This window comes from Actinophytocola sp. (assembly GCF_045807065.1).
Lineage (GTDB): Bacteria > Actinomycetota > Actinomycetes > Mycobacteriales > Pseudonocardiaceae > Actinophytocola.
Genome location: NZ_JBJMIE010000426.1, coordinates 1 through 11,090 on the forward strand (window position 1 = coordinate 1; position 11,090 = coordinate 11,090).

Consider the following 11,090-nt stretch of genomic DNA (forward strand, 5'->3'; position numbering starts at 1 on the left):
CCCGTCCTCGGTGGTGGTCGCGGGGGATGCGCGGGCGTTGGACGAGGCGTTGGAGTCGTTGTCTGGCACGGGGGTTCGGGTGCGGCGGGTGGCGGTGGACTACGCGTCGCACACCCGGCACGTGGCGGACATCCGCGACACCCTCACCGAGGTGCTGGCCGGGATCGACGCGCAGGCGCCGGTGGTGCCGTTCTACTCGACCGTCACCGGCGGGTGGGTGCGCGACGCCGGGGTCGTCGACGGCGGGTACTGGTACCGGAACCTGCGTCACCAGGTGGGGTTCGGCCCGGCCGTGACCGCCCTGCTGGCGCAGGGATACGGCGTGTTCGTCGAGGTGAGTGCGCACCCGGTGCTGGTGCAGCCGATCAGCGAGGTCGGCGACGGTGTGGTGGTCGGGTCGCTGCGGCGTGACGACGGGGGCCTGCGTCGGCTGTTGGCCTCGATGGCCGAGCTGTTCGTGCGGGGTGTGGCCGTGGACTGGGCGGCGGTGGTGCCGTCCGTGTCGGGACGGGTGGACCTGCCGACCTACGCCTTCGACCACCAGCACTACTGGCTGCGGCCGGAGCCGGCGGCGGACGCCGCGTCGCTGGGCCAGGCGCCGGCCGACCACCCGCTGCTGGGCGCGGTCGTCAGCCTGCCGAACTCGGCCGGTTTCGTGGCCACGTCGAGGTGGTCCCGCCACGCGCACCCCTGGCTCACCGACGACGTCGTGCCGAACGCGGCGCTGGTCGAGCTGGTCATCCGGCTCGGCGACCTGGTCGGCACCCCCGTCCTCGACGAGCTGACCGTCGACACGCCCGTGGTGCTGCCGCGGCAGAGCGGCCGCGACCTCCAGGCCGTCGTCGGCGAACCGGGCCAGACGCGGCAGCGGTCCGTGGAGATCCACTCCCGCGCCGCGGACGCGCCACTGGACGCCCCCTGGACGCGGCACGCCCACGGCACGCTGACCCCCACCCCCACCCCCACCCCCACCCCCACCGCGACCCCCACCGCCACCGCGACCCCGAGCACCGGACCCGCCACCGAGGTCGGCCTCGACGACGCCGCCCTCCGCGACGCCGGCCGCTACGGCATGCACCCCGCCCTGCTCGACGCCGCCGTCCGCACGGTCATCCCGGACGGCACGCTCCCGTCCGCCTGGACCGGCGTGTCCCTGCTGGCGTCGGGCGCCACCAGGGTGCACGTGCGGCCCGAGGGCACCGGGCTGCTGCTGACCGACGCCGCGGGACACCCCGTCATGACCGTCGGCTCGGTCGTCGGCACCCCGCCCGCCACGCAACGGGTGGGACTGCCGCACGACGCCCTGTTCCGCGTCGACTGGACCCCGCTGCCGCTGCCCACCGTGGCACGCGGCCCCGACATCGCCCTCGACATGGTGCCCGTCGCGTCCGCCGAGGACGTCGCCGCGGCGGCGACGCCCGACTTCCTGCTGTACGAGGCCGCCCCCGCGGATCCGCGTGCGTCGGTCGACGCCGCGCTCGCGGTGCTCCAGGCCTGGCTCGCGGAACCGGCCCTGGCCGAGACCCGGCTGGCCGTCGTCACCGGGGACTGCGCCGAGCTCGGCGCGGCCGCGGTGTGGGGCCTGGTGCGCTCGGCGCAGTCGGAGCACCCGGGCCGGATCGTCCTCGCGGACCTCGACGACCGCGCCGCCCTGCCCGCCGTGCTGCGCAGTGGCGAACCACAGGTGCGGGTCCGCGACGGCGTCGCGGTGGTGCCGCGCCTGGCACGGGTGTCGCCGCCCGAAACCGGGCGCCCCCTCGACCCCGACGGCACGGTGCTGATCACCGGCGGCACCGGCACCCTCGGCGCGACGACGGCACGGCATCTGGTCACCACGCACGGCGTCCGGCACCTGGTCCTCGTCAGCCGCGGCGGCCACGCCCCGGACCTCCACGACGAGCTGACCGCGCTGGGCGCGTCCGTCACCATCACCGCCTGCGACGCGGCCGACCGGGCCCAGCTCGCGGCCGTCCTGGCCGCCGTGCCGGCCGAGCACCCGCTCACCGCCGTCGTGCACACCGCCGGTGTCCTCGACGACGGGGTGCTCACCGAGCTGACCCCCGACCGCGTCGACACCGTGCTGCGGCCGAAGGTGGACGCGGCACTGCACCTGCACGAGCTCACCCGGGACGCCGACCTCGCCGCGTTCGTGCTGTTCTCCTCCGCGGCGGGCGTGCTGGGCAACCCCGGGCAGGCCAACTACGCGGCGGCCAACGCCTGCCTGGACGCGGTGGCACGGCAGCGGCACCGCCTCGGACTGCCCGCCGTGTCCCTCGCCTGGGGCTACTGGGCGACGGTCAGCGCCATGACCCAGCACCTGGGTGCCGCGGACCTGGCACGCACCAGGCGCACCGGCATGGTCGGGCTCTCCGCCGCCGAGGGAACGGCACTGCTGGACGCCGCGCTGGCCGCCGACGACACGCTGGTGGCGGCCAAGTTCGACCTGCGGGCGACGGCGGCCGCCGGTGATCCCGTCCCGCCGCTGCTGCGCGGGTTGGTCCCGGCCGCGCGACCCGCGGCCCGGACCGTCGCCCCGTCCGCGTCGCTCGCGGAGCGCCTCGCCGGTCTCGCCGACGCCGAGCAGACCGCGGCCGTGCTCGACCTGGTGCGGCGACACGCCGCCGCGGTGCTCGGGCACGTGGACGGCGACGCCGTCCACGCCGGCCGGACCTTCAAGGACGCCGGGTTCGACTCGCTGACCGCCGTGGAACTGCGGAACCGGCTGGCCGCCGCGACCGGGCTCACCCTCTCCCCGGCGATGATCTTCGACTACCCCAAGCCCGCGGTGCTCGCCGAGCACCTGCGCGACAAGCTCCTCGGCGGCACGGCGCACCGCCCGGCCGCAACCCCCGCCCCGGCGACGAGGACCGACGAGCCCATCGCGATCGTGGCGATGGCGTGCCGCTTTCCCGCGGGCGTGCACAGCCCCGAGGACCTGTGGCGGGTGGTGGCCGACGGGATCGACGCCGTCACCGAGTTCCCCACCGACCGCGGCTGGGACACCGACCGGCTCTACCACGCCGACCCCGACCACGAAGGCACCACCTACGTCCGCCACGGCGCCTTCCTCGACGACGCCGCCGGGTTCGACGCCGCCTTCTTCGGCATCTCGCCCAACGAGGCCCTCGCCATGGACCCGCAGCAGCGGCTGCTGCTGGAGACGTCCTGGGAGGCGTTCGAACGCGCCGCGATCGACCCGACCACGCTGGCCGGGCAGGACGTCGGCGTCTTCGTCGGCGTCAACAGCCACGACTACAGCATGCGGACGCACACCGCGGCCGGGGTCGAGGGCTTCCGCCTCACCGGCGGCTCCGGCAGCGTCGTCTCCGGTCGCGTCGCCTACCACCTCGGCCTCCAGGGGCCCGCCATCACGGTCGACACCGCCTGCTCCTCCTCGCTGGTGGCACTGCACCTGGCGGCGCAGGCGCTCAACCGGGGCGAGTGCACCATGGCGCTGGCCGGCGGCGTGATGGTGATGGGCACCGTCGAGACCTTCGTCGAGTTCTCCCGGCAGCGCGGGCTGGCGCCCGACGGCCGGTGCAAGGCGTTCGCCGACGGCGCGGACGGCACCGGCTGGTCCGAGGGCGTCGGCCTGCTGCTGGTGGAGCGGCTGTCGGACGCGCGCCGGCACGGCCACCCGGTGCTGGCCGTGGTCCGCGGGTCGGCGGTGAACTCCGACGGCGCGTCGAACGGCCTCACCGCGCCGAACGGCCCGTCCCAGCAACGGGTCATCCGCAGGGCACTGGCCACCGCCGGACTGTCCACCTCGGACGTGGACGCCGTGGAGGCGCACGGCACCGGCACCACCCTCGGCGACCCGATCGAGGCGCAGGCGCTGCTGGAGACCTACGGCCGGGACCGGGACGGCGACCCGCTGTTGCTGGGCTCCCTGAAGTCGAACATCGGGCACACACAGGCGGCCGCCGGTGTCGCCGGCGTGATCAAGATGGTCATGGCCATGCGGCACGGCGTCCTCCCGCGGACACTGCACGTGGACCGGCCCTCGTCCAACGTGGACTGGTCGGCGGGTGCGGTGGCACTGCTGACCGAGGCCCGCGACTGGCCGGCGAACGGCAGGCCCCGCCGGGCCGGGGTGTCGTCCTTCGGCATCGGCGGCACCAACGCGCACGTCGTCCTCGAAGCCGTCCCGGACGAGCCGGCCCCCACCCCGGTACCGCGGCCGGCGGATGTGCCCGTCCCGGTGCTCGTGTCGGCGCGGACGCCGGCCGGGCTGCGCGGCCAGGCCGGTCGCCTCGCCCGGTACCTCGACGACCGGCCCGAGGTGCGCCTCGCCGACACCGCCCACGCGCTCGCCACCACGCGGGCACACCTCGACCACCGGGCCGTGGTCGTGGCGTGCGACCGGCAGCGGCTGCGCGCGGACCTCACCGAGTTCGCGAGTGGCGCGGCGAGTTCCCCGGTCGTGTCCGGCACCCCGGTGACAGGCGGGCTGGCGGTGCTCTTCACCGGCCAGGGCAGCCAGTGGGCCGGCATGGGCCGCGAGCTGGCCGAGACGTTCCCCGTCTTCCGCGCCGCGTTCGACGCCGCGTGCACGGCCGTGGACGAGCACCTGCCCGAGGCGCGCCCGCTGCGGGAGGTCGTGTTCGCGCCCGACAGCGACCTGCTCGACCAGACGATGTACACGCAGGGCGCCCTGTTCGCGCTGGAGACCGCGTTGTTCCGGCTCTTCGAGTCCTGGGGCGTGCGGCCCGACCTCCTCGCCGGCCACTCGGTCGGGGAGATCACCGCCGCGCACGTCTCCGGGATGCTCACCCTGGCGGCGGCGGCGGCGCTGGTCGCCGCACGCGGTGAGTTGATGCAGGGCCTGCCCGCGGGTGGTGCGATGGTCGCCGTCCAGGCGACCGAGGCCGAGGTCACGCCGCTGCTCGACCGGGCGGCCGGCGTGGTCTGCGTCGCGGCGGTGAACGGCCCCGACTCGGTGGTGCTCTCCGGCGACGAGGACGCCGTGCTCGCCGTCGCGGGCGAACTCGCGGGCCGCGGCCGCAAGACGCGCCGGCTCCCGGTCAGCCACGCCTTCCACTCGCCGCTCATGGCACCCGTGCTCGACGAGTTCCGCGCCGTCGTGGCCGGTCTGCCGTTCCGGCCCGGCGCCCTGCCCATCGTCTCCACGCTGACCGGCGCCCTCGCCGAGGACGGGCAACTCGGCACCCCCGACTACTGGGTCGACCAGGCACGGCACGCGGTCCGGTTCGGCGACGCCGTCACCGCGCTGCGCGAGCAGGGCGCGACGACGTTCCTCGAGCTGGGCCCCGGCGGCGTCCTCGCCGCGATGGCGCTCGGCACACAGGGGCAGGGCTGTGTCGCCACGCTGCGCAAGGACGGCGCGGAGGCCACCGACGTCCTGACCGCGCTCGCGGAACTGCACGTGCGCGGCGTGGCCGTGGACTGGACCGCGGTGATGGGCCGGCCGGCCGAGGCGGTCGGCACCGAGCTGCCCACCTACGCGTTCCAGCACGAGCGGTACTGGGTCGGGACCGACGACACCGGCGCGGAGGCCCCCGCCCGGCGTGCGGCGCCGGCCGGTGCGGCCGCGGGTGCCGCCGATGCGACGACGACCGCGGACCGGCTGACCGGGCTGCCGGCCGCCGAGCGACTGCGGGTCGTGATGGACCTCGTCCAGGAGAGCACGGCCGTCGTGCTCGGCCACCGCGAGTCGGACCGGTTCGCCGAGGGGCAGTCCTTCAAGGACCTCGGGTTCGACTCGTTGAGCGCGGTCAAGCTCCGCAACCGCCTGCGGGACTTCACCGGCGTGGACCTGCCCAGCACCCTGGTCTTCGACTACCCGACACCCGCCCTCCTCACCACCCACCTGCTGGCCGAGCTGCTCGGCGAGCGACCGGCGGCGCCCGCGCCGGTGGCGGCCGCGGTCGCCGACGAGCCGATCGCGATCGTCGCGATGAGCACCCGGCTGCCCGGCGGCGTGCACAGCCCCGAGGAACTGTGGGACCTGGTGGCCGAGCAGCGGGACGCGGTGTCCGGCTTCCCGGTCGACCGCGGCTGGGACCTCGAGGCGCTGTACCACCCGGACCCGGCCAACCCCGGCACGAGCTACACCCGCTCGGGCGGGTTCCTCTACGACGCCGCGCAGTTCGACGCCGGGCTGTTCGGGATCTCGCCCCGTGAGGCGCTCGCCATGGACCCGCAGCAGCGGCTGCTGCTGGAGACGTCCTGGGAGGCACTGGAACGGGCCGGTGTGGACCCGCTGTCGGTCAAGGGCAGCGACATCGGCGTGTTCACCGGGATCGTCCACCACGACTACGTGACCCGGCTGCGCCAGGTGCCCGACGACGTCCAGGGCTACCTCATGACCGGCACCGCGTCGAGCGTGGCGTCGGGCCGGGTGTCCTACGTGTTCGGCCTGGAAGGGCCGGCGGTCACGGTGGACACCGCGTGTTCGTCGTCGCTGGTGGCGATGCACCTCGCGGCGCAGGCGTTGCGGCAGGGCGAGTGCTCGATGGCGCTGGCCGGCGGCGCGACCGTGATGGCCAGTCCGGATGCCTTCCTGGAGTTCTCCCGCCAGCGGGGCCTGTCCGCCGACGGGCGGTGCAAGGCCTACGCGGACGGCGCGGACGGCACGGGTTGGGCCGAGGGAGTCGGTGTCGTGCTGCTGGCGCGCCTGTCGGTGGCCCGCGAGCGCGGGTATCCGGTGCTGGCCCTGCTGCGGGGCAGCGCGGTGAACCAGGACGGTGCGTCGAACGGGTTGACCGCGCCGAACGGCCCGTCGCAGCAGCGCGTGATCCGCGGCGCGCTGGCGAGTGCCGGGTTGTCACCGTCCGATGTAGACGCCGTCGAGGGGCACGGGACGGGGACCGCGCTGGGCGATCCCATCGAGGCGCAGGCTCTGCTGGCGACGTACGGGCAGGGCCGGGACCGGCCGCTGTGGCTGGGGTCGTTGAAGTCGAACATCGGTCACACGCAGGCGGCCGCGGGGGTGGCCGGTGTGATCAAGATGGTGCAGGCGCTCCAGCACGGCGTCCTGCCGGCGACCCTGCACGTGGACAGGCCCACCACCCAGGTGGACTGGTCCGCCGGCGCGGTCCGGGTGCTGACGGAGGCCCGCGACTGGCCGCGCGGCGACCGTCCGCGCCGGGCCGCGGTGTCCTCCTTCGGCGCCAGCGGGACGAACGCCCACCTGATCCTGGAGGAGGCACCCGCCGAGCCGGCCGGGCCGCCGGTGGCCGGACTGACGAGCGGCGCGGGGAGCCCGGCCGCCGGCGAGGGAGCAGTGCAGGAGGGAAGTCGCCGGGTACGGGCCGATTCGCGGGCGACCGGCGCGAGCGAATTCAACACCGATGAGCCGCCGATGGCTGGATCGACGAGCAGTGCGGGGAGCCCCGCTGCGGGCGAGGGAGCGGCGCGGGAGGGAAACCGCCGGGTCCACTCGCCGGCGAGCGGAGCGAGCCGGTTCGACACCGTCGTGCCGTTGGTGGTGTCGGCCGGGTCCGCCGGGGCGTTGGCGGGACAGGCCGGTCGGCTGGCCGCCTTCCTCGAAGGTTCCGGCGGGGTGCCGCTGGCCGCTGTGGCCGGGTCGCTGCTGTCGGGCCGCGCGGTGCTGGGACAGCGGGCCGTCGTGGTCGCCGGCACCGGACAGGAGGCGCTGGCCGGGCTGGGCGCGTTGGCACGCGGCGAGAACGCGCCCGCTCTGGTGACCGGCGGCGTGGACGTGCCGGGCAGGACCGTGTGGGTGTTCCCGGGCCAGGGCTCGCAGTGGGTGGGCATGGGCCGGGAGCTGCTGGACTCCTCCCCGGTGTTCGCGGGGCGGGTCGCCGAGTGTGCTGCCGCGCTGGAGCGGTGGGTCGACTGGTCGCTGGTGGACGTGCTGCGGGGCGAGACCGATCCCGCGCTCCTGGACCGGGTCGACGTGCTCCAGCCCGCGAGCTTCGCGGTGATGGTCGGGCTCGCCGCGGTCTGGTCGTCGGTCGGCGTGGTGCCGGACGCGGTCGTCGGTCACTCCCAGGGGGAGATCGCCGCGGCGTGTGTGGCGGGTGCGCTGTCCCTCGAGGACGCCGCCCGGGTGGTGGCGTTGCGGAGTCAGGCCATCGCCGGGAAGTTGTCGGGCCGTGGTGGCATGGCCTCCGTCGCGTTGGGTGCGGACGAGGTCGCCGCCCGACTCGCGCCGTGGGCGGACCGGGTCGAGGTGGCCGCGGTCAACAGCCCGTCCTCGGTGGTGGTCGCGGGGGATGCGCGGGCGTTGGACGAGGCGTTGGAGTCGTTGTCCGCCAATGGGGTCCGGGTGCGGCGGGTGGCGGTGGACTACGCGTCGCACACCCGGCACGTGGCGGACATCCGCGACATCCTCGCCGACGCGCTCGGCGGGATCACCGCGCAGGCCCCCACGGTGCCGTTCTACTCCACCGTCATCGGCGACTGGGTCCGGGACGCCGGGGTCGTGGACGGCGGCTACTGGTACCGCAACCTGCGCAACCAGGTGGGGTTCGGCCCGGCGGTGGCGGCCCTGGTCGAGCAGGGACACGGCGTTTTCGTGGAGGTCAGCGCCCATCCGGTGCTGGTGCAACCGATCAGCGAGATCACCGACGGTCTGGTGGTCGGGTCGCTGCGGCGTGACGACGGCGGTCCGCGGCGGCTGCTGGCCTCGATGGCCGAGCTGTTCGTGCGGGGCGTGGCCGTGGACTGGGCGGGGGTGCTGCCGCCCGTGTCCGGACGGGTCGACCTGCCGACCTATGCCTTCGACCATCAGCACTACTGGCTGCACGAGGCGGAGGCGCTCGACGAGGCGGAACCCGCCGACGGCGTGGACGCCGACTTCTGGGCCGCGGTCGAGCGTGCCGACCTGAACTCCCTCGCCGAGCTGCTGGAGATGGCGTCGGCCGACCAGCGCAGCGCCCTGAACACCGTCGTCCCCGTGCTGGCCGACTGGCGGGAGAAGCGCCGCGAGCTGTCCACCGCCGAGAAACTGCGCTACCACGTCACCTGGCAGCCGCTCGAACGCGCGGCCGCCGGCGTCCCCGGTGGACGGTGGCTCGTCGTGGTGCCGTCGACGCACCAGGACGACACCCTCCTCGCCGAACTGGCGGGCCAGGGACTCGACATGGTCCTGCTTGAGGCCGGCGACCAGGACCGCACCCGCGAACGGCTCGCCGCACGACTCGCCACCGTCCTGGCCGAGTACGACCTGACCGGCGTGCTGTCCCTGCTCGCCCTGGACCAGCGGGCGCAGGACCCGGTCGCGGTCGCGGCGACGACGCTCGCGCTCGTCCAGGCCCTCGGCGACGCCACCCCGCCACTGTGGTGCGTGACCCGGGGCGCGGTGAACATCGGTATCCAGGACACCCTCGCCGCACCGGCACAGGCCTCGCTGTGGGGCCTCGGCCGCGCCGTCGCGCTGGAGCGCCCAGACCGGTGGGGCGGCCTGGTCGACCTGCCGGCCACGAGCGACCAACGCACGGCCCAGCACCTCCTCGGCGTGCTCAACGGCGGTCTCAACGGCGGCGCCGGTGAGGACCAGCTCGCGGTTCGGCGATCGGGCGTCTACACCAGGCGACTGGTGCGCAAACCCGTGCCGGAACCCGGCGGCGGCGCCGGTCACCAGCCCCGCGGCACCGTCCTGGTGTCCGGCGGCGCCGAAGGGCTCGGCAGGCACGCCGCCGTCCGGCTCGCGCTCGCCGGAGCCGACCGGCTCATCGTCACCACCACCGCGCACGCACCCGAGGAGAGCGTGCCCGAACTGCGTGCCGAGCTGGCCGGCCTCGGCCTCGGCACCGCGGTGGACTCCTGCGCCGACGCCGACCGGGACACGATCGCGCGGCTGGTCGCCGCGACCTCCCCGCAACAGCCGCTCACGGCGGTCGTGCACGCCGCCGACATCACCCGGACCAGCACGGTGGACGACACCGGCGCGGCCGACCTCGCCGAGGTCTTCGCGGCCAAGGTGGACACCGCGGTGTGGCTCGACGAGCTGTTCGAGGACACACCGCTGGACGCGTTCGTCGTCTTCTCCTCGATCGCGGGGGTGTGGGGTGGCGGCGGCCAGGGCCTCTCCGGCGCGGCGAACGCCGTCCTCGACGCCCTCGTCGAACGGCGGCGCGCCAGGGGACTGCGTGCGACGTCGATCGCGTGGGGAGCCCTCGACCAGATCGGTGTCGGCATGGACGCGGCCGCCCTCGCCCAGCTCCGCCGCCGCGGCGTCCTGCCGATGACACCCCAGCTGGCGGTCACCGCGTTCGTGCAGGCGATGGCCGGCGGCGAGAAGTTCGTGGCGGTGGCCGACATGGACTGGACCGCCTTCGTCCCCGCGTTCACGTCCGTCCGACCCAGTCCGCTGTTCGCCGACCTGCCCGAGGCGAAGGCGGCGCTGGCGGCAGCGCAGCCCGACACCGGGAACGGCGACACCGCCGCGTCCCTCGCGGCCTCCCTGCGGGCGGTGCCGGACAGCGAGCAGAACCGCATCCTGCTCCGGCTCGTCCGCGGCCACGCGTCGACCGTCCTCGGCCACAGCGGCGCCGAGGCCATCGGCCCGCGCCAGGCGTTCCAGGAGGTCGGCTTCGACTCGCTGGCCGCCGTCAACCTGCGCAACAGCCTGCACGCGGCCACCGGGCTGCGCCTGCCGGCGACGCTGATCTTCGACTACCCCACCCCGGAGGCGCTGGTCGGCTACCTGCGTGCCGAGCTGCTCCGCGAGGCCGACAGCGATCCCGGTGGCTCCGAGGAGCGGGAGGACGACCTGCGGCGGGTCCTCGCGTCCGTGCCCTTCGCCCGGTTCAGGCAGGCAGGTGTCCTGGACACCCTGCTCGGCCTCGCCGAGGCGGACGCCGGCACCGACCCGGGGGAGCGGGCCGCCGAGGTGACCGCGGACGACGCGGCGCTGATCGACGAACTGGACATCGACGGTCTCGTGCAACGGGCCCTGGGCGGGGCGAGCTGACGGCCGATGACGAACGAATCGTGGAGGAAGCTCATGCCGGCGCCAGACGAGCAGATCGTGCAGGCACTGCGTGCCTCGCTGAAGGAGAACGTCCGGCTCCAGCAGGAGAACAGCGCACTGGCCGCCGCGGCGTCGGAGCCTGTCGCGATCGTGTCCATGGCCTGCCGCTACGCCGGCGGCATCCGCG

2 protein-coding genes are annotated in these 11,090 nt (G+C 75.1%); both read left to right on the forward strand.

Going from position 1 to position 11,090, the window contains the following annotated elements; genetic code table 11:
- The coding region (locus tag ACJ73U_RS25040) for an SDR family NAD(P)-dependent oxidoreductase (RefSeq protein ID WP_407780148.1) at nt 1–10,903 on the forward strand (10,903 nt) is incomplete at its 5' end.
- 33 nt (nt 10,904–10,936) lie between these two features.
- The coding region (locus ACJ73U_RS25045) for a polyketide synthase docking domain-containing protein (RefSeq protein ID WP_407780149.1) at nt 10,937–11,090 on the forward strand (154 nt) is incomplete at its 3' end.